Origin of the sequence: Halodesulfurarchaeum sp. (assembly GCF_036626455.1) — an archaeon.
Lineage (GTDB): Archaea > Halobacteriota > Halobacteria > Halobacteriales > Halobacteriaceae > Halodesulfurarchaeum.
Window position 1 is genome coordinate 16,765 of the sequence record NZ_JAZKRK010000017.1, and the last position, 21,894, is coordinate 38,658.

31 protein-coding genes and 1 tRNA gene are annotated in these 21,894 nt (G+C 61.9%); 26 read left to right on the forward strand and 6 right to left on the reverse strand.

What is annotated here, in order from left to right; genetic code table 11:
* Positions 1 to 27: 27 nt before the first annotated feature.
* Positions 28 to 2,256 carry a CDC48 family AAA ATPase gene (locus tag V5A26_RS06725; RefSeq protein ID WP_332321443.1) on the forward strand — a complete coding sequence of 743 codons (2,229 nt, stop codon included), beginning with the start codon at positions 28 to 30 and terminating at the stop codon, positions 2,254 to 2,256.
* A 78-nt stretch (positions 2,257 to 2,334) separates the two neighbouring features.
* On the opposite strand, the gene V5A26_RS06730 is transcribed toward V5A26_RS06725, so the two are convergent.
* A complete protein-coding gene (locus tag V5A26_RS06730) occupies positions 2,335 to 2,721 on the reverse strand; it encodes a 30S ribosomal protein S8e (protein ID WP_332321442.1) in 387 nt (128 codons plus the stop codon).
* 90 nt (positions 2,722 to 2,811) lie between these two features.
* Here V5A26_RS06730 and V5A26_RS06735 point away from each other — a divergent pair, with 90 nt between their 5' ends.
* The 5 genes from V5A26_RS06735 (at position 2,812) to V5A26_RS06755 (ending at position 7,093) form a co-directional block, all read left to right on the forward strand.
* A complete protein-coding gene (locus tag V5A26_RS06735; RefSeq protein ID WP_332321441.1) occupies positions 2,812 to 3,258 on the forward strand; it encodes a DUF2240 family protein in 447 nt (148 codons plus the stop codon).
* Entirely contained in the window at positions 3,258 to 3,623 is a 366-nt protein-coding gene (locus tag V5A26_RS06740; RefSeq protein WP_332321440.1) for a hypothetical protein, read from the forward strand. Before V5A26_RS06735 ends, V5A26_RS06740 begins: the two co-directional genes overlap by 1 nt.
* Entirely contained in the window at positions 3,623 to 4,426 is an 804-nt protein-coding gene (gene pyrF / locus V5A26_RS06745) for an orotidine-5'-phosphate decarboxylase (RefSeq protein ID WP_332321439.1), read from the forward strand. Before V5A26_RS06740 ends, pyrF begins: the two co-directional genes overlap by 1 nt.
* Positions 4,427 to 4,473: 47 nt before the next feature.
* A complete protein-coding gene (locus V5A26_RS06750; protein WP_332321438.1) occupies positions 4,474 to 6,069 on the forward strand; it encodes a GTPBP1 family GTP-binding protein in 1,596 nt (531 codons plus the stop codon).
* A gap of 70 nt (positions 6,070 to 6,139) precedes the next feature.
* A complete protein-coding gene (locus V5A26_RS06755) occupies positions 6,140 to 7,093 on the forward strand; it encodes a phytoene/squalene synthase family protein (protein WP_332321437.1) in 954 nt (317 codons plus the stop codon).
* Here the strand turns inward: V5A26_RS06755 and cruF are convergent.
* From cruF to mch, 4 genes are read right to left on the reverse strand one after another with little or no spacing between them, the layout of a single operon-like run.
* Entirely contained in the window at positions 7,064 to 7,906 is an 843-nt protein-coding gene (gene cruF, locus V5A26_RS06760; RefSeq protein WP_332321436.1) for a bisanhydrobacterioruberin hydratase, read from the reverse strand. The genes V5A26_RS06755 and cruF overlap by 30 nt on opposite strands.
* Positions 7,899 to 8,726, reverse strand: a complete 828-nt coding sequence (locus V5A26_RS06765) for a prenyltransferase (protein ID WP_442908772.1) — start codon at positions 8,724 to 8,726, stop codon at positions 7,899 to 7,901. The genes cruF and V5A26_RS06765 overlap by 8 nt, the downstream gene beginning before the upstream one ends.
* 4 nt (positions 8,727 to 8,730) lie before the next feature.
* On the reverse strand, positions 8,731 to 10,269 hold the full coding sequence (locus tag V5A26_RS06770; RefSeq protein ID WP_332321434.1) for a phytoene desaturase family protein: 1,539 nt from the start codon (positions 10,267 to 10,269) through the stop codon (positions 8,731 to 8,733).
* A 50-nt stretch (positions 10,270 to 10,319) separates the two neighbouring features.
* Positions 10,320 to 11,255 (reverse strand): methenyltetrahydromethanopterin cyclohydrolase, encoded by a 936-nt coding sequence (gene mch / locus V5A26_RS06775; protein WP_332322290.1) that lies wholly within the window; start codon positions 11,253 to 11,255, stop codon positions 10,320 to 10,322.
* Between the two features lie 150 nt (positions 11,256 to 11,405).
* On the opposite strand from mch, the gene V5A26_RS06780 reads away from it, so the two are divergent.
* Positions 11,406 to 11,657 carry a hypothetical protein gene (locus V5A26_RS06780; RefSeq protein ID WP_332321432.1) on the forward strand — a complete coding sequence of 84 codons (252 nt, stop codon included), beginning with the start codon at positions 11,406 to 11,408 and terminating at the stop codon, positions 11,655 to 11,657.
* A gap of 258 nt (positions 11,658 to 11,915) precedes the next feature.
* Here V5A26_RS06780 and V5A26_RS06785 read toward each other — a convergent pair.
* A tRNA-Gly gene (locus V5A26_RS06785) sits at positions 11,916 to 11,986 on the reverse strand.
* Positions 11,987 to 12,080: 94 nt separating this feature from the next.
* On the opposite strand from V5A26_RS06785, the gene V5A26_RS06790 reads away from it, so the two are divergent.
* The 19 genes from V5A26_RS06790 (at position 12,081) to V5A26_RS06880 (ending at position 21,894) form a co-directional block, all read left to right on the forward strand.
* On the forward strand, positions 12,081 to 12,341 hold the full coding sequence (locus tag V5A26_RS06790; protein WP_332321431.1) for a hypothetical protein: 261 nt from the start codon (positions 12,081 to 12,083) through the stop codon (positions 12,339 to 12,341).
* Positions 12,342 to 12,437: 96 nt separating this feature from the next.
* Positions 12,438 to 13,310 carry an RNA methyltransferase gene (locus V5A26_RS06795; protein ID WP_332321470.1) on the forward strand — a complete coding sequence of 291 codons (873 nt, stop codon included), beginning with the start codon at positions 12,438 to 12,440 and terminating at the stop codon, positions 13,308 to 13,310.
* Between the two features lie 4 nt (positions 13,311 to 13,314).
* Positions 13,315 to 14,328 (forward strand): 50S ribosomal protein L3, encoded by a 1,014-nt coding sequence (locus V5A26_RS06800; RefSeq protein ID WP_332321430.1) that lies wholly within the window; start codon positions 13,315 to 13,317, stop codon positions 14,326 to 14,328.
* A 2-nt stretch (positions 14,329 to 14,330) separates the two neighbouring features.
* Complete coding sequence (gene rpl4p, locus V5A26_RS06805) at positions 14,331 to 15,080, forward strand: 50S ribosomal protein L4 (RefSeq protein ID WP_332322291.1); 750 nt, start codon at positions 14,331 to 14,333, stop codon at positions 15,078 to 15,080.
* Positions 15,077 to 15,331: a 50S ribosomal protein L23 gene (locus V5A26_RS06810; RefSeq protein WP_332321428.1), complete on the forward strand. Its 255-nt coding sequence runs from the start codon at positions 15,077 to 15,079 to the stop codon at positions 15,329 to 15,331. The genes rpl4p and V5A26_RS06810 overlap by 4 nt, the downstream gene beginning before the upstream one ends.
* Position 15,332: 1 nt before the next feature.
* The gene (locus tag V5A26_RS06815) at positions 15,333 to 16,049 is read left to right on the forward strand and encodes a 50S ribosomal protein L2 (protein WP_332321427.1); all 717 of its coding nucleotides are present in this window, start codon (positions 15,333 to 15,335) and stop codon (positions 16,047 to 16,049) included.
* Between the two features lies 1 nt (position 16,050).
* A complete protein-coding gene (locus V5A26_RS06820; protein ID WP_332321426.1) occupies positions 16,051 to 16,470 on the forward strand; it encodes a 30S ribosomal protein S19 in 420 nt (139 codons plus the stop codon).
* Positions 16,471 to 16,472: 2 nt separating this feature from the next.
* Positions 16,473 to 16,943, forward strand: a complete 471-nt coding sequence (locus V5A26_RS06825; protein ID WP_332321469.1) for a 50S ribosomal protein L22 — start codon at positions 16,473 to 16,475, stop codon at positions 16,941 to 16,943.
* Entirely contained in the window at positions 16,943 to 17,836 is an 894-nt protein-coding gene (locus V5A26_RS06830) for a 30S ribosomal protein S3 (RefSeq protein ID WP_332322292.1), read from the forward strand. The genes V5A26_RS06825 and V5A26_RS06830 overlap by 1 nt, the downstream gene beginning before the upstream one ends.
* Positions 17,833 to 18,054, forward strand: coding sequence for a 50S ribosomal protein L29 (gene rpmC, locus V5A26_RS06835; protein ID WP_332321917.1), 222 nt, complete (start codon positions 17,833 to 17,835; stop codon positions 18,052 to 18,054). The genes V5A26_RS06830 and rpmC overlap by 4 nt, the downstream gene beginning before the upstream one ends.
* Positions 18,051 to 18,413 carry a ribonuclease P protein component 1 gene (locus V5A26_RS06840; protein ID WP_332321916.1) on the forward strand — a complete coding sequence of 121 codons (363 nt, stop codon included), beginning with the start codon at positions 18,051 to 18,053 and terminating at the stop codon, positions 18,411 to 18,413. The genes rpmC and V5A26_RS06840 overlap by 4 nt, the downstream gene beginning before the upstream one ends.
* Positions 18,404 to 18,736, forward strand: coding sequence for a 30S ribosomal protein S17 (locus tag V5A26_RS06845; protein ID WP_332321915.1), 333 nt, complete (start codon positions 18,404 to 18,406; stop codon positions 18,734 to 18,736). Before V5A26_RS06840 ends, V5A26_RS06845 begins: the two co-directional genes overlap by 10 nt.
* Positions 18,736 to 19,134 (forward strand): 50S ribosomal protein L14, encoded by a 399-nt coding sequence (locus V5A26_RS06850; protein WP_332321914.1) that lies wholly within the window; start codon positions 18,736 to 18,738, stop codon positions 19,132 to 19,134. Before V5A26_RS06845 ends, V5A26_RS06850 begins: the two co-directional genes overlap by 1 nt.
* Positions 19,135 to 19,136: 2 nt before the next feature.
* A complete protein-coding gene (rplX, locus tag V5A26_RS06855; protein WP_332321913.1) occupies positions 19,137 to 19,493 on the forward strand; it encodes a 50S ribosomal protein L24 in 357 nt (118 codons plus the stop codon).
* A complete protein-coding gene (locus V5A26_RS06860) occupies positions 19,490 to 20,281 on the forward strand; it encodes a 30S ribosomal protein S4e (protein ID WP_332321912.1) in 792 nt (263 codons plus the stop codon). Before rplX ends, V5A26_RS06860 begins: the two co-directional genes overlap by 4 nt.
* Positions 20,281 to 20,805 (forward strand): 50S ribosomal protein L5, encoded by a 525-nt coding sequence (locus V5A26_RS06865; RefSeq protein ID WP_332322293.1) that lies wholly within the window; start codon positions 20,281 to 20,283, stop codon positions 20,803 to 20,805. Before V5A26_RS06860 ends, V5A26_RS06865 begins: the two co-directional genes overlap by 1 nt.
* Entirely contained in the window at positions 20,802 to 20,960 is a 159-nt protein-coding gene (locus V5A26_RS06870) for a 30S ribosomal protein S14 (protein ID WP_332321910.1), read from the forward strand. The genes V5A26_RS06865 and V5A26_RS06870 overlap by 4 nt, the downstream gene beginning before the upstream one ends.
* Before the next feature lie 2 nt (positions 20,961 to 20,962).
* Positions 20,963 to 21,355 (forward strand): 30S ribosomal protein S8, encoded by a 393-nt coding sequence (locus V5A26_RS06875; RefSeq protein ID WP_332321909.1) that lies wholly within the window; start codon positions 20,963 to 20,965, stop codon positions 21,353 to 21,355.
* Between the two features lie 2 nt (positions 21,356 to 21,357).
* Positions 21,358 to 21,894: a 50S ribosomal protein L6 gene (locus V5A26_RS06880; protein ID WP_332321908.1), complete on the forward strand. Its 537-nt coding sequence runs from the start codon at positions 21,358 to 21,360 to the stop codon at positions 21,892 to 21,894.

The window sequence follows — 21,894 nt, forward strand, 5'->3', positions numbered from 1 at the left end:
CAACCTAACACATCCCATAGGCCGACCATGAACGAAGTTCAACTCGAGGTGGCAAAGGCCTACCCGAACGATTCGGGCCGAGGCATCGCCCGCCTTGATCCCGATACGTTGTTGCATCTCAAACTCAGCCCCGGCGACATCATCGAGATCGAAGGTGCGGAGTCGACCGCGGCGAAAGTCTGGCGTGCGGACCGCCAGGACTGGAACAGCGACACCGTCCGCATCGACGGGTTCACACGGCAAAACGCAGACGTCGGCATCGGCGAGCGCGTCACGATCAGAAAGGCAACGACAGAACCAGCCGAGACGCTGGTGTTAGCACCTCCTGAGGACGCGAGCGTGCAGTTCGGCTCGGACGCGGCCGGGATGGTCAAACGCCAGATTCTCAAGCGCCCCGTCGTATCCCGCGACATCGTCCCGGTGATGTCCAGCACGAACCACCCCTTCATGCGATCACCGGGCCAGGCAATCCCGTTGATCGCCGTCGAATCTGAACCGGAGGGCACAGTTCTCGTCACCGAGGAAACAGACGTCGAACTCCGGGAGGAACCTATCGCCGGCTTCGAACGCACCGGGGGTGGCATCACCTACGAGGACATCGGCGGCTTGGAAAACGAGATCCAGCGGGTCCGGGAGATGGTCGAACTCCCGATGAAACATCCGCAGGTGTTCCAGAAACTTGGAATCGAGCCACCACAGGGAGTCCTCCTCCACGGCCCACCAGGAACGGGGAAGACCCTGCTCGCAAAGGCGGTCGCCAACGAAACGTCAGCGAGTTTCTTCTCCATTGCGGGCCCGGAGATCATCTCGAAGTACTACGGGGAGTCTGAACAACAACTCCGGGATATCTTCGAAGACGCGAACGAGGAGTCCCCAGCGATCGTCTTCATCGACGAATTGGATTCCATCGCTCCCAAACGCGAGGACGTGACCGGCGAAGTCGAGCGCCGGGTCGTGGCCCAACTGCTGACGATGATGGATGGCCTCGAAGGCCGGGGCGAAGTCATCGTCATCGCGGCGACCAACCGCGTTGACGCCGTGGACCCCGCGCTCCGTCGTCCCGGTCGGTTCGACCGCGAGATCGAGATCGGGGTTCCGGACGAGACTGGCCGCGAGGAGATCCTCCGGATTCACACACGGGGCATGCCGCTCTCGGACGAAGTGGCGCTTTCGGAGCTGGCTGATGACACCCACGGCTTCGTGGGCGCGGACATCGAATCTCTCTCGAAGGAGGCTGCGATGCGGGCGCTCCGGCGGTACCTCCCGGAGATCGACCTCGACGAACAAGACGTCCCGCCGTCGTTGATCGAACGGATGATCGTCACCCAGGGGGACTTCGAAGGGGCGCTCAGCGAGGTCGAACCGAGCGCCATGCGGGAGGTGCTTGTCGAACTGCCGAAGGTCTCCTGGGACGACGTCGGTGGCCTTGACGAGGTGAAAAGCCAGATCAAGGAAAGCGTCGAGTGGCCACTTTCCGAGTCTGCGGGCTTCGACCGATTGGGTGTCAACCCGCCTGCCGGGGTCCTTCTCTACGGGCCGCCGGGAACGGGCAAGACCCTGATGGCGAAGGCGGTGGCCAACGAAACCGACGCGAACTTCATCAGCGTCCGTGGCCCCCAACTCCTCTCGAAATGGGTCGGCGAATCCGAGAAAGCGATCAGGCAGACCTTCCGGAAAGCCCGGCAGGTGAGCCCGACAGTCGTGTTCTTCGACGAACTGGACAGCCTCGCCCCGGGTCGGGGCCAGGACGCCGGTAACAACGTCTCGGAGCGTGTGGTCAATCAGTTGTTGACAGAACTCGACGGCCTCGAACAGATGGAGGGGGTGATGGTGATTGCGGCGACCAATCGCCCAGACATCATCGACCCGGCACTCATCCGCTCCGGGCGGTTCGACCGCCTCGTGATGGTCGGTCAGCCATCCGAATCGGGTCGCGAGGAGATCCTTCGGATTCACACCCAGGAAACGCCACTGTCCCCGGATGTCAGCCTTCGAGAGGTCGCCGAGCGGACCGAAGGCTACGTTGGCTCAGATCTGGCGACGGTTGCACGCGAGGCTGCAATCGAAGCGCTGCGAGACGATCAGGACGCCGAAACCGTCGAGATGGCCCACTTCGGCTCGGCCCTGGAAGACGTTCGGGCGACGGTCACCGACGACCTCCTCGACTACTACGATCAGGTCGAGGAGGAACTCACTGGCGGTACCGGTCCAGCCGTCGCTGGTCGGGATCAGGAGCGCCATATCGGCTTCCAGTGACCGGCCCAAATCCGCGGTGATACCTGCTTTATCTCGGTGTGGAAATCGGAGAAAAATACTCGAATAGCGCGGCGGTTTCTACTCCTCGGGCTCGTAGTCGACGATGATCGCGTTGACCTGACCAGTTTGGCCGGGTCGGGAGGTCACGCGAGCGAACCCGAGTTCGGTCTCAAGGATCGCGCCCTTGGTGATGATGTTTCGACGCGCATAGTTTGGGTTTGCCGGGTTGTTGACGACGTTCTCGATTTCGACCCGTTCGGTCTCGCCGTCCTCAGTGACGTTTGTCACGTCGGTCGCGAGGGCGCGGATCTTGGTGGTATTACCCCGTGCATCGACGGCTTTGTAGGATGGGTCGTCGAACTGGGTCTCGGTCGGGCTGCTTCCGAGTTGGTGTTTCTTCTTGTTGCCGTGGGGGTGAATGCGACCCCCTGTTTTGGTTCGGGACGAGCGGCCTTGGTCTTGCATATCCATAGAGAGCCCCAGCGCGCACTAAAACCCCTCGTTTGAGCACTGGCGATGGCAACCGTTTAGAGTCGGCCACTCTTGGGTTCGCCAATGAGTCTCCGCATCGCCGTCGCCGCTCCATTCAAACGAGCAGGGCGGGAACAACTTTCCGAACAGTCCTTCGTGGTCGATCTGGCCGTCGAGCGGAATTGGGTATCGCCCGATCAGGCCAAACGGCTCGTCGAACTTGGCCGAAAACGGGGGCTTCTCGAAACGGCCGAGGACGACCTGGTGGCCATGTTCGACGTCACCAGCGTGACGGTCCCGGACGGATTCATGCCCGACGAGTCGTTGTTTCAGGAGCGATCGCCGGTCGAGATCGTCATCGACGCACTCGTCGAGGTCGGCACGGACCGCCGGGCGGCCGTCGCATCGATCAATACCCTCCAGCAGGAGTTGTCGGTGACCGCCGGAACGGCTGCGGTATTGCGAGCTAGACAAGTGGGGCGTGACGTGCCAGAGGCCGTCACTGGCGCAAAAGCGGAGTTGCGATCTTGATGGTCGAGGACGAACTCCGGGATCCACAACGGATCGCGGAACTGCTCCGGGCCGAAATCGAGGGATTTGCTGACCCCCCGTTTGACTCTCTCGCCGTCGAATCGGGTGACGGATCGGCAGCGAATGGAACTGAGGCGTTTGTCATTCGAGAAGGGGGCCAAACAGTCTGTTCGGCGACGAAAGGGGCGGATCGACTTGTTCTGGAATTTCGCCATCGACCCGATGCGGTGGCCGACGCCGCTGATGCTGCGGGATTACAGACCCGACCCAAGGCAACGACCCCACCGGCAACGATCGTGTTCGTCGAACGAGCGGCGGCCGTAAAGCGCGTGATTGATGTCTTCCGAGCGACCCACGATTCGTAATGAGTTTCTTCGATGCCCTCGGGGCCCGAATCGACCGGATCGACAGCGTCCTCAGCGTCGGTTTGGATCCGGACCCGGCCCGACTCCCGCCGTCAGTCCGTGATACCGATCTGCCTCGCTGGGCATTTAACCGCCGGATCATCGATGCGACACACGAGTACGCTGCTGTATACAAACCGAACGCGGCATTTTACGAGGACCCGGACGGGTGGCGGGCCCTCCGCGAGACGATGGCCTATGCCGACGGAAAGGGTGTCCCAGTTTTGCTGGACGCAAAACGAGGGGACATCGGGAACACGGCCCGTCAGTATGCGGATCTTTTGGACTTCGCAGACGCGATCACGGTCAACCCGTATCTAGGTGGTGACTCCCTTCAGCCGTTCCTCTCGAAGGCGGAGAAGGGCGTTTTCGTGCTCTGTCGCACCTCTAATGCCGGCGGGGCAGACATTCAGGACCAGGAACTGGCGGATGGCCGGACAATCTACGAACACGTCGCAGACCTCGCTGCAGGCTGGAATGAACACGAAAACGTCGGTCTCGTCGTTGGGGCCACAGCACCTGAAGAACTCGAATCGCTCCGGGAGTGGGTCCCCGACCTCCCATTCTTGGTGCCCGGCGTTGGGGCTCAGGGTGGTGACGTGGAGGCAGCGGTTACTGCTGGCCTCGCGGATGGGGTTGGGTTGGTGAATTCCTCGCGGGGCATTATTTTTGCCGCGGAAGAGCAGGACGAATGGGAGCGGGCTGCTGGGGTGGCCGCGAAACGTCTCCGCGATCGGCTTAACGAGTTCCGCGGGGACGACTGAGCCCGGTTGGGGATAGTCTTATCTCCCGGTCCGCCTAACCCCCGCGCATGGCCGGTGATAGGGCCCTGCTACGGCAGGCGCTCTCTACGGGCGAGGAAACGGACGGCCGCGTCGAATTCAAAGAGCGCCTCTCTCGTGAGGTCCATCTCTCAGAGGCGCGTTTCGAGAGTTTAGCCGCCCAGCTACGCCATCGGGTGCTGTCTGGGGACGGCGAGGCCACCTATGTCGTGGGCGTCACCGATGAGGGCCACGTCGCTGGAATCAAACCTGATGCGTTTTCCGAGTCGATGGACGTGTTGAACCTGATCGCCGATGAGGCGGGCGCCCATCTCGATGCAGTCGAAACCTGGGGGACCAAAGATGGGATCGTGGGGGTGGCGACAGTCAAGGATGGTGGAACGCTCGAAATCGCGACTGATCATCTCATCGTGGGAACGGCCGGGCACGTCGATCACGGGAAGAGTACACTGGTCGGGAGCCTTGTGACTGGGCGACCCGATGACGGCGAGGGCGGCATGCGCTCGTATCTCGATGTAAAGCCCCACGAGATCGAACGGGGGTTGAGCGCGGACCTTTCATATGGCGTTTACGGGTTTGACGACGCGGGCCCTGTTCGCGTGGACAAACCGGATCGCAAATCAGATCGCGCCACGGTCGTCGAATCGGCTGACAGGGTCGTGTCCTTCGTGGATACGGTCGGTCACGAACCCTGGCTCTCGACGACGATCCGGGGCTTGCTCGGCCAGAAACTCGATTACGGGCTATTGACCGTTGCCGCCGACGACGGCCCAACCGAAACGACCCGTGAGCATCTTGGCGTGCTGCTGGCGACGGATCTGCCGACGATCGTGGCGATCACGAAGACCGACCTCGTTTCGGCGGCGGAAACCGATGCCGTCCAGCGGGACGTGGAACGTTTGCTTCGCCAGGCCGGTCGGAGCCCGCTTTCGATCGCCCGTCACGGAACAGATGCGGCCCTCGATGAGATCGGTGACGGGGTGGTTCCAATCGTCAGAACCAGTGCCATCACTATGGACGGTCTCTCGACGTTGGATACGTTGTTCGAACAGCTACCAAAAACGGCGGCCGCGGGTGGCGAGTTTCGGATGTACATCGATCGAACCTATCGGATCACTGGTGTCGGTCCGGTAGCGTCCGGAACGATCGAGTCAGGGACGGTCGCCGCCGGTGACTCGCTGCTCGTGGGCCCGGTTCAGGAAGGGACGTTCGAGGAGGCCGAGGTTCGCTCGATCGAGATGCACTACCACCGCGTCGATCGGGCCGAAGCCGGCCGAATCGTCGGGATCGCACTCAAGGGGATCGAGGAAACCGATTTGGAGCGCGGCATGGCACTGGTCCCCAAATCCGCCGACCCGACACCGACACGGCGCTTCAAGGCGGAAGTCATGGTACTCAACCATCCGACACGGATCCACACAGGGTACGAACCCGTCGTCCACCTGGAAACGGTCAGTGAAGCAGCTCGCTTTGAACCCCTTGATGGCCAACTGCTCCCCGGCGACTCCGGTGAAACCGAAATCGAGTTCAAGTTCAACCCGTATCTCATCGAACCAGGCCAACAGTTCGTGTTCCGCGAAGGCCAGAGCAAGGGGGTTGGGACAGTAACCCAATGTATTGAGTAACAAGGAGCGTGTTTTACCTTTACCACTAACGTAAGGCGGCCGAGCCCCAAAGTCATTATCAGGAATACGGATGCCAACCCGGAGCCAACTCGCCAAAAGTGAGCGGATTCATCGCCGAACCGGTCGAACGTTTTACCTCGCGACACGCATGTTTCCGCGGCGAATTCGACATGCAACCTACGTTCTGTATGCCTTTTTCCGGGTCGCTGACGACGTGGTCGACACGACCGAGACGATGGCAAACTCGGCCCAACGCGAACGACTCGAACAGATCCGGGCCGCGGTTCTCGGCCGGGCCGACACGGATGAACCGGTGCTTTTGGCCACTCGTGAATTGATCAGGAAACACGATATTGAAGACGCGGAGGTCGATCGGTTCATCGATGCGATGATTTCGGACATCGACCCCGAGCCATACGAGAGTCGGGCAGAACTCGACTCGTATATGCGGGGGTCAGCTGTTGCGGTCGCGCACATGATGCTTGACGTTATGAAGGCCCCGGACCCGGGACGGGCCAAACCGCACGCGACGGCATTGGCCGAAGCGTTCCAACTGACGAACTTCCTCCGGGACGTTCGGGAGGACATCCGCGATTACGGTCGGGTCTATCTGCCCGGAGAAACCCGTGAGGCGTTTGGCGTCACAGTGTCACAACTCGAAAACGGAGCGGCGGACACAGGTTTCCGTCGGGCGATGCAGGTCGAACTCGCCCGCACCGAAGAGCGCTACCGGAAGGGTGTCGCCGGTATCAGACATCTCCCGGAAGACACGCAGTTCGCCGTCCTAGTTTCGGCCGTTCTCTACGCCGATTACCACCGGGCGATCGTCGCTCAAGACTATGACGTGCTCTCGGAGCGCCCCTCGCTTTCGACGTGGCGCAAACTGTCCTTGCTGGCCAAAACCCGGTTTTATTGGGCGCTTTCGGGTGATCCGGTCGCAGTTTTCGATCGAGTGGCGACGATCGAACCAGCGGATCACGTGGAAATCGACTCGTTATCGCCAGCGACGTCCCCAATTCAGTAACTGTGGGCGGACCGCGAAATCGAAACGCTCCGTGCGCAACAAGCCAATTCCCATGAGCGCTGCGAGGGCTACCGGTATCCACTGGCCGAAGTGGAGATTAATGCCGCCCCAGAGAATGACGAAACTCACCATATCATCGAGCATGAACGGACAGGACTCGAGCCGTTCGATGAGGAGGTCTCTGGCCAGTATTTTGTCGAAGACCCATACCGAAATCCCGCCGGAGAGCACCCAGCCGAGGAAATTGATCGATGGGACGCCGTAATAGCCCCCACCATCGACGTAGGCCCAGAATCCCAGACCAACCGCTCCTGGATCGAGGACCAAATCCATCACCAGGACCAATGCCAGGGTTCCAGCCAGTCTGAGACTCGTCGATTCGGCTCTGGGTCCAAGCAGCAGGATGACCAACAGATAGCTGTTCAACACGAGGGGAAGGAAAAAGACCGGCAGCCCCACCGGCACGTTTCCGAACAGCATCGGGCCCAGATCGATGAGGTACCAGAACTCGCCATACGGGAGGCCGGTCTGGACCCCGATTAGCTCGATCCCGTACGCGTACCCCGTCAATCCAAGCACACCGAGTGTGCCCCGTCGGTCGAGGAGCGGGAGCACGCCCGCAATGAGGGGCAATCGCATGACAGCCGTGCCGATAAGGATGAGCGTCGGCTCGAAAGAGAGTGGGGCCGGCACCCATCCCTCGGCACTGCCGACCAACAGCAGCGCACCGATGGTTGGGAACACCACTGCGATCGTAAACCGGTTCTCGGTGACGAGGGTGTCGAGCCGCGATTCGACTGTCCCTCTATCCATAGACGAGCCTCCAGAGGCCCCCGATGGTCAAAACCCCGCCGACAACCGCATTGACGGCCGGATACCACCAGTAGGCCCTGCCGACTGGCACGTCCGAGCGGACGACCAGCCAGAGCAAAACCGGATAGGTTCCAAGCGCCACTCCAAGTCGCCAATCGAGGGTTCCGAAGGCGAACGCGGCACCGGTCCAGAGGAGGCCACAATACCAGAACGCACCGTGCTCGCCGAGATGGGTCGCGGTTGTTTCCAACTCGGCTGCCCGGTCGGGTTCGATATCCGGAATGGCTGAGAACGTATGCATAGCCATCGCCCAGGCCCACGCTCCCAGGATCGCTGCAACTGGGGGATGTGTGCCAGCGAGAGCGGTATAGGCGGCGAACCCTGGGAGGACGTAGAGCCCGTTCGAAAGTGAGTCGAGGTAGGGCCGAGCTTTGAATCGGAGTGGTGGCGCGCTATACGTGGTCGCCAACACCGCCCAGAGCAAGAGATACCCCCACGTCTCGGGAGGAAGAACGGCAGCAACCGGTATGAGAAAGATCCCGGTCGCCAGGACAACACCTGGGACTAGTCGTTGGCCGCGGTATCTGGCCTCCTGGCTCCCTTTCTTGGGATTATGCTGGTCAGTATCCGTATCGAACACGTCATTGATTCCGTAGAGATAGACATTGGCCGGGACCAGGAAGTACACGAAGAGCAGTCCAACGGTTGGCGAAAGCGCCGCCTCCAGGCTTTGGGCCCCATACACGGCTCCGACCAATATCGGCCCCGCTAAGTAGAGCCAAAACCGGGGCCGTGACAGGACCACCAGATACCTGAGCATTCACTCAGCCAGTTTCGTCCTCGAGCAGGTAATTTGCCGTGTGTTCACCGCTGATCAGGGTCATCGGGACACCGATTCCAGGCGTCGTGTACGAGCCCGTGAAGTACAACCCGTCGAGGGCCGAGGAGCGATGCCCAGGCCGAAAGACGGCGGTCTGTCTGAGCGTATGGGCTAACCCGAGAGCTGTTCCCCGCATGCTATTGTAGAGCTCCCGATAGTCCGAGACTGAGACCGATTTTTCGTAGACTATCCGATCGCGGATTTCGGTCCCGGTCTCGGCTGCCAGGTCACCGAGAATTTTGTCCCGGTACGTTTGGCGAGTTTCCTCGCCGTCATCGAGTCCGGGGGCAATCGGAACGAGCAGGACGATCGTACTGTGTCCGTCAGGGGCCACGGTGTCGTCGGTTTCGGACGGGACCGAAACGTAATACGCCGGGTCATCGGGCCAGGCCGGTTCATCGAAGATCGTGTCGAAGTGGTCGCTCCAGTCCCCTGGAATCACCAGGGTGTGGTGGGCCAGTTCGGGAACCTCGCCCTCGACCCCCAGATAGAGCATGAACGCAGACGGTGCGTAGGTTCGTGACTCCCAGTACTCGGCGTCGTACTGTCTGTCGCTGGGCTGGAGGAGTTCCTGCTCGGTATGTGCGTAATCGGCGTCCGAGACCACCAGGTCGGTCTGGTACTTGTTTGCGGTCGTCCGCACGGTGAAATTCCCTCGAGAACCACGAATCGATGTCACGGGTTCGTCCGTCACGAACTCGACGCCCAGTTCCTCGTTTAACTCCACCATTGCCTCGACGACCCCGCCGATGCCACACTCGGGATAGTAGACGCCCAGATTGAAATCGACGTGACTCATCAGGTTGTAAAGCGCCGGCGTATTTCGTGGCGCACCCCCGAGGAAGACGAGGGTATATTGCATGATTTGGCGGAGTTTCGGGTGATCGAAGTACTTCTCGACGTGGTCCTGCATCGTTCCCAGGAGAGACAATCCCCGGGCGTATTTTGCGAGTCGCGGATCGAGGAAATCCCGGATGCGCGAGCGGTCCTCGTAGACGAAATGTTCCATCCCGATATCGTAGTTCTCTTTGGACTTCTCGAGATAGCGTTCGAGGGCGTCTCCAGCCCCGGCTTCGTATGCTTCGAACAGTTCGATCGACGACTCGAGATCGCGGGTGATATCGATCCGATCGCCATCCGGATCGCGCTCGACCCCTGGTGGGTTCCCATCTGGCTCCGGTCCGACGTTTTCCTTGAAGAAGAGTCGATAGTGCGGGTCGAGGTGTTCCAGTTCGTAGAACTCGGCCGGGGATCGATCGAAGTGATCGAAAAACCGCTCGAAGACGTCGGGCATGAGATACCACGACGGCCCCAGGTCGAAGCGAAATCCCTCGGCTTCGAGAACCGCTGCTCGCCCCCCGACCGATTCGTTCTTTTCGAGTACCTGCACGTCAGCCCCGGCGTCAGCGAGATAGGCGGCCGTCGAGAGACCGCCGAATCCGGCCCCGATGACGGTAGCTGACCGGTCGGAAAGTCTGTCCATACAGATAGAGACGGCGGGCCGACTCAAAAACGATTGCCCCTGGTAACCTCTCACTCGAGTCCGAAACTGTCGGCGAGTATAGTCTCGTGAACGTCACCCGCCTTGTAGGTCGGACCGCCCCGGACGTCTATCGTTACCTGAGCCGGCCCGAAGACGGCCGGATCGATGTCCGAGAGGTCCCAGTCGACGTGCTCGTAAATCTCTCTGAAGGGGTCCCCGTAGGTCACGGCCGCCGTCGAGGCGACGTTTTCGAGGGCGTCGTCGTCCTCACGAACCGTCAGATGGACTTGGCCACCATAGACCACGCTGTCGTTCACTCGCCCCATCGCCGTTTCCTCGTTGCCTGCAACGGGCGGAACCGGTGCGGACCCGCTTGCAGTCAGCACGTCCGTCGGATCGTAGCCGAGTTCGAAGAGTCGGAACACGGCCAGTTCGGCGGCCCGGCCGGCCCCGCTGACACTCCCTGCGACACTGCCCGTCCGGTAGGCTGGAAGATACACGGCTTCGGGAGCGACGTCAGTTCGGTCTGCGACGTGGGCCGCGATACCCGCTCTGGGCATCGTCTCCGTCTCGATCGACAGCACGGCCAGGTCGAAGGCGTCGGCGTAATCGAGCGCCTGAAATTCGGTTTCTTCCGCTACGAGCGCCCGCGCTGGACCGCTACCCAGAGCTTCGAACCCTTTGTGGCTTAGTTCCCACCCTGCCTTCTGGGAGCCCAACAGCGAGAGCCCTGGTTGGTCGGTCGAGACCTCGACGTGGGGGAATGGTGCACCGGCGACTGTGTCCATACGGGTCTGCACCGTCGCAAGACCGGCGGTCTGCAGCTCGGTGAGTAGCAGTCCTGCTTCGATGCCCCCGTCGGCTTCGACGCCGAAATCGATCGCGGTCGCGCCGTTCGACAGTTCCTGTGGGACGACCGCGAGTTCGTCGGCGAACTCCAGAGCCTCGTCGGCCAACTCGATCGCCATTCGATTGAGACTTTCCATAGCCTGGATTTCCCGGTCATCGGCTAAAGGACTTTGTGTGGGGCTCGGTCTCGACGCCGGTCGACTTGCTTGTGGGGCAGGCGAACAGGCCTGGCGCAGAGGGGGCACAGTTTTACTGTGTGGCTCCCTACCATGAGGTGTGGAACCATTATGGAAGACAAACTTGAACGCCTCGAAGCGATAGTCGACCGACTCACGGAGGACCAGCCGATCGACTCCGATGAGCTCAGGGACATCGCCTCGGATCTTGAAACTGGCACGAAGTACACCTGTGCCACCTGCAAGATGTTCTGCACGGGTGAGGAAATCATGGTCATCTACGACTCGGAGGCAGAGGAGTTCATTCAGATCGAGGCTCCGATGGACGAATCGAAACCGGTCTCGGTCGAGCGGGTGGCGTGAGGATCGGTTCGGGTAGCGCTTCTCGGTGTCGGTGATGTGGAGAGGGGTTGGGTTGTTTTTGGATGCGCTGGCGGGGATTTGAACCCGATGGCAAATCCTCCCTGTTCGCGGTTTCACCGCTCACATTTCCGAGACACTCGAACCGCGAGTGTCTCGTAGCACTCGGATTTGCGTAGTTCAAATCCCAACGCATCCATCAGCCGAATCGAACCGAGCGGCACAGCACGCTGGTCGCTCGGTGTCGATGTCTCGGAGAAGTGCGCTGGCGGGGATTTGAACCCCGGTTGTGACCATGGCAAGGTCACGTGATACCACTACACTACCAGCGCGTGCCTTGCAAAAGACCATCCGACAGCCACGGGAAAAACACTTTCGAAACGGGTGAGGCCAGGCCGAGTCTGACTCCTCGTCTATGCGTTCGCGTTGCTGCTCCAACTCGCGAACCCGCCGTTCCAGCGTCTCGACCTGTTCCTCATCGACATCCGATCGGCTGAACAGGTCTCGGAGGAGCATGGGTATCCCGATGACGAAGAGCAATGGCAGGATAAATATCAGGAGTCTGATGCCGATCTCCATTTGGCTCTTGGGCGAACAAGACTGACCACAACGGCCAGCGGGGGAGTCCTGGGACCGTCTCTCAAACGGACCGTCCAGCACCCCCAAAACGCCTGTATTCGAACGTGAAACCGACTCACACCCCCAGAAAGAAACGCCATGCTTAAATGGACGTATTGAAAAGAAATGCTACAGTCTCATGGCGAGACGCGGACGCGGGACGGCATGACAACGAGCGTGCTCGTTCCGTCGTCCATCGCCCGAGAGACCACCGACAAACGGACGGCGACCCTGAAGTTAGGGTACGTGGCCCGTGCGGCGGCGGTCTTCGGGATCGACCGTCTGTGGGTCTTTCCGGACTCCGACGGGGAAACAGGATTGGACGGCGGGTTCGTCGAGACCGTCCTCCGGTACGCCGCGACACCGCCCTACCTCCGAAAGGAGGTATTCGGGACGCGGGACGAACTGGAGTACGCCGGTGTGCTACCGCCGCTCCGTCTCTCGTCATGGACCGGCTCCGAATCGAGCGGTTCGGGGTCGATACGTCAGGGAGTAGTGACCCAGGTCGGATCTGACGGGCGCGTTCGGGTCAATTGCGGACTGCAACACCCGATCTCGCTCCACGTACCGTCGCAGATGACGGTCGCGGAGGGGGAGCGCGTGACCATCAGGGTCTCTTCGCGACGACCGGTTCGCGCGAAACTCGTCGACCAACCCCTACCGGGCTTCGTCGTCGACCGCGTGGACCTCCGGGACGCTCTCGATCGTCCCGACGCCGGACTTCGGGTCGCCACCTCTCGCCACGGGACGCCAATTACGGCGTCGCTGGCGGCCGAGATGGCGACCCGGGGCGTCGAGGATGGACTGACCGTCGCGTTTGGGGCGCCGGGTCGTGGCCTGCCCGAGATGCTCGGACTCGATCCGAGCGATCTGGCAGCCGACTCGACATCCCCGCCGGTCAGCGAGACCCGTCCCGATTCCGATACCCCGGGCGGATTCGACGCCTGGCTGAATACTATCCCGGACCAGGGTAGCGAGGTAGTGCGAACGGAAGAAGCGATGTTCGCCTCCCTTGCCCACCTGACGCTCACGGAGTGATACGATGCCACAACCAGACCGACCACGAAAAGGCTCGATGGGGTTTAGCCCCCGCAAGCGTGCCCAGAGCGTTGTGCCACGATTCGGTTCGTGGCCCGACGACGACGGGCAGGTGGGCCTGCAGGGATTTGCCGGGTACAAAGCCGGCATGTCCCACGTCGTCATGGTCGACGACCAGGCGAACTCTCCGACGGAGGGCATGGAAACGACCGTGCCAGTGACCGTCGTGGAGACCCCACCGATGCGGGTCGCAGCCGTGCGTGTGTACCAAGACACGACGTACGGGCAGAAGCCTCTCACAGAGGTCTGGGCGACTGACGCCCATCCCGACCTCGATCGAGCCGTCTCCATACCGGACGGTGCACAGGACGATAACAGAAACCAACTGACTGATGCTCTCGAAGCGGGCGACGTCGACGACGTTCGCGTCGTCTCGTATACGGTCCCCGCCGAGGTGCCAAGCGTTCCGCGCAAGAAACCCGACGTGATGGAAAATCGCGTCGGTGGCGGAACCATCGGCGACCGGGTCGAGTTCGCACTCGATCTGCTCGACGAGGACGGCAGCTTCGAATTCGGTGACGTCTTCCGCGCCGGGGAGTTCCTCGACGTGGCTGGCGTCACCAAAGGCAAGGGCCTCCAAGGGCCCGTCAAGCGCTGGGGCGTCCAGAAGCGGAAGGGCAAACACGCCCGCCAGGGTTGGCGACGCCGTATCGGCAACCTCGGTCCGTGGAACCCGAGCCGCGTTCGCTCGACGGTTCCCCAGCAAGGACAGACCGGCTATCACCAGCGAACCGAACTCAACAAGCGCCTCCTGGAATTCGGCGACGAGGACGACGTGACCGTCGACGGCGGCTTCCCGAACTACGGCGAAATCGAGGGGTCGTACGCGCTTGTCGAGGGCTCGGTTCCCGGCCCGGAGAAACGCCTGGTGCGTTTCCGCCCGGCCGTTCGGCCGAACCAGTCACCGCGCCTCGATCCCGAGGTGCGCTACGTGAGCACAGCCTCGAACCAAGGATAATCATGCAGGTACCACTCAAAGACCTGGACGGCGAGGAGGTCGAATCAGTCGATCTCCCGTCGGTCTTCGACGAACCGGTCCGGTCGGACCTCGTCCGACAGGCCGTCACCGCCGCCCAGGCCAACCGCCGACAGGATTACGGCGCTGACGAATTTGCCGGGATGCGAACGTCCGGTGAATCCTTCGGGAGCGGGCGTGGGATGGCCCACGTGCCACGATCGGAGGGCACTGGCGTTCGGGTTCCCAATACCGTCGGGGGCCGAACGGCTCACCCGCCGAAAGCCGAGACGGATCGTACACGAACCATCAACGACAAGGAACGACAATCAGCGGTCCGCAGCGCCATCGCGGCGACGACGGACCCCGAACTGGTCGCCGACCGCGGCCATCAGTTCGACGCCGAGGAACTTCCGATCGTCTTCGAAGACGACTTCGAGGACCTGGAGAAGACCCAGGACGCCCTCGCGGCATTCGAAGCCGTCGGCCTCGGAGCTGACATCCAACGCGCCGACGAAGGTCGGACGATTCGGGCTGGCCAGGGCAAGCGCCGTGGCCGCAAGTACCGCCGTCCGTCCTCAGTCCTCGTCGTTACCTCGAGCGAGTCCGGCCTTTCACGGGCGGCTCGCAACCTGGCCGGCGTCGACGTGGCGACCGGTCGTGAAGTGAACGCCGAGGACCTCGCCCCCGGTGGCGAGCCCGGCCGACTCACCGTCTTCACCGAAAGCGGTCTCGCGGAGGTGGCCGACCGATGAGCGGCGTCATCGACCACCCCCTTGTGACTGAGAAGGCGATGAACGACATGGACTTCGAGAACAAGCTCCAGTTCCGCGTGGACCTGGACGCGACGAAACCCGAAGTTCGGGACGAAGTCCAGACCCGCTACGACGTCGAAGTCGTGGACGTGAATACTATGATCACCATGAAGGGAACGAAAAAAGCAATCGTCACACTCTCGGAAGACGACGAGGCCCAGGACGTGGCCTCCAGAATTGGGGTGTTCTGAGATGGGACGACGCATTCAGGGACAACGGCGCGGCCGCGGGTCACCGACATTCCGTGCCCCGTCCCACCGCTACAAGGCTGACCTCTCCCACAAGAACGAGGAGAGCGACCTGCTCGCCGGCAAGGTCACCGACATCGAACACGATCCTGCCCGGAGTGCCCCGGTCGCCCGCGTCGCCTTCGAAGACGGCGACGAGCGACTGGTCCTCGCCCCGGAAGGGATTGGCGTCGGCGACCGCGTCGAGGTCGGCATTTCCGCCGCCATCGAACCCGGCAACACGCTTCCGCTGTCCGAGATTCCGGAAGGAGTCCCGATCGTTAACGTGGAAGCCCAGCCTGGAGACGGCGGCAAGTACGCCCGAGCGTCGGGTGTCAGCGCAGATCTGGTCACACACGAACGGGACGCAGCGGTCATCAAGCTCCCGAGTGACGAGATCAAGCAGCTCTCGCCGGACTGCCGGGCGACCATCGGGGTCGTCGCCGGCGGTGGCCGGACCGAGAAACCGTTCGTCAAAGCCGGCTCGAAATATCACAAAATGAAATCCCGTGGCACGAAGTGGCCGCGGGTTCGCGGGGTCGCAATGAACGCCGTTGACCACCCGTTCGGTGGTGGCGGCCGACAACATCCGGGACGCCCGAAGAGTGTCTCGAAGAACGCCCCGCCGGGTCGCAAGGTCGGCGACCTTGGCTCGCGACGAACCGGCCGCGGAGGGAACTAACATGAGCGAACTACGAACCGGTCACGAAGGTGCGTTCACCTATCGGGGCCACGAACTGGACGAGTTGCAGGCAATGGATCTCGAGGAGGTCGCGGAACTGCTTCCCGCACGACAGCGGCGAACTATCACCCGTGGTCTCTCCGAGGATCACCAGAAGCTGCTCGAAGAAGCGCGAGGAGCCGAATCCGAGGAGACGGCAAACAACCCGATCCGGACCCACCTGCGCGATATGCCGGTGCTGCCGGAATTCGTTGGGTTGACGTTTGCCGTGTACACCGGCCAGAGCTTCGAACGCGTGGAGGTCGAGCCCGAAATGCTCGGGCACTACCTCGGCGAGTTCCAGTTCACGCGTACACAGGTCGAGCACGGGCAGGCGGGCATCGGCGCGACCCGCTCCTCGAAGTTCGTGCCACTGAAATGAGCATGGGAATCAGTTACAGCGTCGAGGCCGACCCGGAGACCACCGCGAAGGGAATGCTCCGCGAGCGGCCCATGAGCTTGAAGCACAGCAAGGCCATCGCCCGCGCCATCAAAGGGCAGACCGTCGAGGAGGCACAGGAGTACCTCGAGGACGTGACGGCCGAAGAACAGTCAGTGCCCTTCAAACAGCACAACAGTGGTGTGGGACACCGTGGGGACATCGACGGCTGGGATGCCGGTCGCTACCCCGAGAAGGCCGCCAAGGCCTTCCTGTCCCTCTTAGGGAACGTCTCCAACAATGCCGAGCAGGCGGGACACGTCCCCGAAGAGATGGAGATCGCACACGTCGCCGCCCACAAGGTCGGCGAACGAGAAGGGCGCAAACCCCGCGCGTTCGGTCGGGCCTCGCCCTGGAACACCACGGAAGTGGATGTCGAACTGATCGTCGAGGCGCCCGAGGAGGGTGATGCCTGATGGCGGACGAACTCGAATTCATCGAAGAGGGCCTCCAGCGCTCTCAGATCGACGAGTTCTTCGCCGAGGAACTGGCCCGAGCGGGCTACGGCGGCATGGAAGTCGCCCACACCCCAATGGGGACCCAGATCGTCCTCGAAGCCGAAAAGCCAGGCATGGTCATTGGCAAGGGCGGGAAGAACATCCGGAAGATCACGACCGAACTCGAGGATCGGTTCAACCTCGAGGACCCACAGATCGACGTGCAGGAGGTCGAAGAGCCGGATCTCAACGCCCAGATCGTCGCCGACAGACTCGCGAATGCGCTCGAACGCGGCTGGTACTTCCGAAAGGCCGGTCACACCACGATCGACCGGATCATGGAAGCCGGCGCGCTCGGCGCGGAGATCGTGCTGGCCGGCAAAGTGACCGGCGCACGCTCCCGGGTCGAGAAGTTCAACCGCGGCTACATCAAGCACAACGGCGAACCCGCCGACGAGATCGTCGACGCAGGCCAGGCCGTCGCGGTCATGAAACTCGGCACGATCGGGGTCAACGTGAAGATCATCCCGCCGAACGCCGAGTTGCCCGACGACTTCCGCATCGAAGAGGGTGCAGACATCTCCGACCTCGTGGTCGAGGAAGACGGTGAGTCCGTCGAGGAGCTCCTCGAGGGCGAACCCGAAGATACAGAGGCCGCCGCCGAGGACTTCGAAGAAGTCGAAACCCCCGGCGAGGAGCCGGCCGAGGCCGCCGAGGTCGACGAGGAACTCCTCGAAGTCGACGAATCCGAGGAGACCGATTCCGAGTCCGAGGAGGCCGAAGCGCCGGAAATCGAAGACGTGGAGGAAGATGCCGAGGCGGAAGCCGAAGCGTTGCTCGACGAGATGGACGAGGAGGTGGATGAGGAATGACGATCCTCCATCCAACCGAGATCCGGGACATGACCCCCGCCGAACGGGAGACGGAACTCGATGAACTCGAGACCGAACTCCTCAACAAGAAGGCCGTAAAGGCCGCTGGTGGGGCCCCGGAGAACCCGGCACGAATCAGCGAACTGCGACGAACCGTCGCCCGAATCAAGACGATTCAGCGAGAGGAAGGCGACACGACGGATACCACAGACGAATGACACTTTCACCCGAGACGCTGATCGGTCACGAGCTCATTGGACTGCCGGTCCGAGTGACAGCGTCGTCCGACCCGAACCGGGTCGGCATCGACGGAACCGTCGTCGACGAGACGACGAGTACCCTCGTGATCCAGCGTCAGTCGGGTGAGGCGCAGATTCCCAAGGCGGGAACCGAATTCAGATTCGCAATCACAGATGAAGCCGCGGCGTCCGCGAAGGGCGCCGGGACCGTTTCCCAACCGTTCGAGTCGGCTGGCTCGACCGGCGAGGTAACGGCCTCCGTTACGGTGGATGGCACGCACCTGCTCTCACGACCCGCCCGCAGAACCGTTTCAGGAGGACGATTACAATGGCGATAGGATTGAACGTAACAGAGCCGGAAGGCACCTGCTCCGATGACAACTGTCCGTTCCACGGAACACTTTCCGTGCGCGGTCAGATCATCGAGGGTACGGTCGCCTCAACGGACATGGAGAAGACCGTTGTCGTCGAGCGGGAGTACGACGTGTTCGTACCGAAATACGATCGGTACATGAAGCGTCGGTCACGCGTCGCGGCTCACGCCCCGGCGTGTCTCGACACCCAGGTCGGCGACACGGTCCACATAGCAGAGACTCGACCGCTCTCGAAGACGAAAAGCCACGTTGTCGTGGACGTCGAAACCGACGGAGGTGACGCCTGATGGAAGCCATCAAGGCTGACGTCACCCCTGGCCTCGAGAAAGGGTCGCTGATCACCTGTGCGGATAATACAGGTGCACGCGAACTCAAGGTACTCAGCGTTACCGGCTATCAAGGAACGCACAACCGCCACCCGAAGGCCGGTCTGGGCGACACGGTGACCGTTTCGGTCACCAAAGGGACCCCGGAGATGCGCCGTCAGGTGCTCGAAGCCGTCGTCGTTCGACAGCGCAAACCCATCCGACGACCGGACGGGACACGCGTGAAATTCGAAGACAACGCGGCCGTCATCATCGATGACATGGGCGATCCCCGGGGCACGGAAATCAAAGGCCCCATCGCCCGCGAAGTCGCCGAGCGGTACGGAAGCATCGCATCGACAGCGACCATGATCGTATAGTTATGAGTGAACAACCGTCAAAACAGCGCATCGAAACCGAACGGGCGTCGCTCCACGAGCGACACCGCCAGGTCCGGGCCACGCTGAGCGACGACCTCCGCGAGGAGTACGGAAAGCGGAGCGTGACCGTCAACGCAGGTGACACTGTCGAGGTGCTCCGCGGCGATTACGCCGGGGAGGAAGGCGAAGTCCTCAACGTCGAGTTGAAGGAGGCCGTCGTCCACGTCGAAGAGGTCACCCAGGAGACAGTCGAGGGCGAGGACGTTCCCCGCCCGCTCGACGCCTCCAACCTGCGGATCACGGACCTCGACCTGGAGGACCCGGTGCGTCAAGCACGTTTGGAAGGTGACACAGAATGAGCAACCATCAAAAACGACTCTCGGTTCCCAAATCCTGGCCGGTCGAGCGCAAGACCGCCACCTTCACCGCGAAGGCAAATGCCGGCCCCCACGGTGAGAGCGGCGTTCCACTCGTTATCGTCCTTCGGGACGTGCTCGGGTACGTCGACACCGCCACGGAGGCCACGTACGCGGTGAACTCAGGTGGGGTCCTTGTCAACGGCGACACCGTCGAGGACCGCAACCGGCCGATCGGGATGTTCGACATCCTGGCATTCCCCGAACGGGACGAGTACTACCGCGTCTTCCCAGACGAAGGCGGGCGACTCGGTCTCACACCGCTCGACGAGGCCGACGCCGGCTCGAAACTCGGGAAGATCATCGACAAGACGACAGTGTCCGGTGGACGAACCCAGCTGAACCTCCACGATGGGGCCAACCTCGTCGTCGAGGATGATACGTTTAGTGGGAAGGATTCGATCGTCCTCGACAACGAGGAAAACGAGATCGTCGCCCACTTCGAATACGGTGAGGGCGCACTCGTTACCGCCGTCGCCGGCCAGCACGCCGGCGAAATTGGCGAGGTCGCGGACATCAGTGTAACTCCAGGAAGCGCCTCGAACACCGTCATCGTCGACAGGAGTGAGGATACGTTCGAGACCGTCGAGGAGTACGTGGTCGTTATCGACGAGAACTTCGTCGGCGACGACGCGTCCCTTCCCGGAGCTGAGGAGACGACCGAGGACGAGTCGACAGAGGAAGAAGACGAATCGGACGAGACAGATGACACAACGGAGGGTGAGGACTAATGGCGAGTGCTGATTCGAACTTCCACGAAATGCGGGAGCCCCAGATCGAGAAGGTCGTCGTCCACATGGGCGTCGGTCACGGTGGGGAAGACCTGCAACTCGCTGAAACGATTCTCACGGAAATCACCGGGCAAGAGCCGGTTCGGACCACTGCGAAGAAGACCGAACCCGAGTTCGGGATCCGTGCGGGCGACCCGATCGGGGCGAAAGTCACGGTCCGCGGCGACGTCGCCGAGGACTTCCTGGAACGGGCGCTTCCGATTGCCAACGTAACCCGCAGTCAGTTCGACGAAACGGGGAACGTGAGCTTTGGCATCGAGGAACACACCGACTTCCCGAGCCAGGAGTACGACCCGAAGACGGGGATTTTCGGTCTCGACGTGACCGTCAACCTGGTTCGTCCCGGGTATCGCGTCTCCAAGCGCGCCCAGGCGAGTCGCCAGATCCCGTCGAAGCACCGGCTGAACACGGCAGACGCGATCGCGTTCCTCGAGGAACGCTTCGACATCGAGGTGAGTTCATGAGCGAAGCCGAACAAGACACCCAGGAGACCGGACAGACACACACCTGTCGCCGATGTGGCCGCGAACAGGGCCTCGTCGGGAAGTACGACATCTGGCTGTGTCGCCAGTGCTTCCGGGAGATTGCCCCCGATATGGGATTCAAGAAGTACAGCTAACTATGACGGCAGACGACCCACTGGCCAACGCGCTTTCGGGTATCGACAACGCGGAGAGCGTTGGACAGTTGACACATACGGTAACGCCCGCCTCGAACGAGATCGGTGCGGTACTCGAGGTCCTCTATGACCGCGGGTACATCGGCGGCTTCGAATACGTCGATGACGGCCGCGCCGGCCAGTTCGAGGTTGAACTGACGGGGTCCATCAACGAGTGTGGACCCGTGAACCCGCGATACTCGTCCGGCGTGGACGAACTCGAGAAATGGGAGAAACAGTTCCTTCCCGCTCGAGATTACGGCACGCTCATCGTGACGACATCGCAGGGGATCATGAGCCACTACGAAGCCCGAGACGAGGGCATCGGTGGCCAGCTCATCGCGTACGTGTACTGACAATGTCACGAATCGAAATCCAACTACCCGAGTCCGTCTCGGCCGAGACCGACCGCTTTGACCTCACAGTCGAAGGGCCGGAGGGATCGGTCACCCGGCGTCTCTGGTTTCCCAACGTGACCGTCGAGGTCACCGGGGAGGCCGTGACGATCGAGACCGATTCCGAGGACGCCAAGACGAACGCCACAATGGGGACCTTCGAGAGCCACGTGGAGAACATGATCCATGGGGTCACCGAGGGCTTCGAGTATCGGATGCAGATCCATTACTCTCACTTCCCGATGCAGGTGTCCGTCGAGGACGACGCAGTCGTTATCCAGAACTTCCTCGGCGAGACGGCGCCCCGACGGGCGCCCATTCGAGGCGAGACCGATGTACAGATCGACGGCGAGGAAATCACCCTGAGCGGCCCCGACAAGGAGGCCGTAGGGCAGACCGCCGGCGAGATTGAACAACTCACCCGGGTTCCCGACAAGGACACACGCGTCTTCCAGGACGGCGTGTACATCGTCGAGAAACCCGGCCGCGGAGGTGCCTGA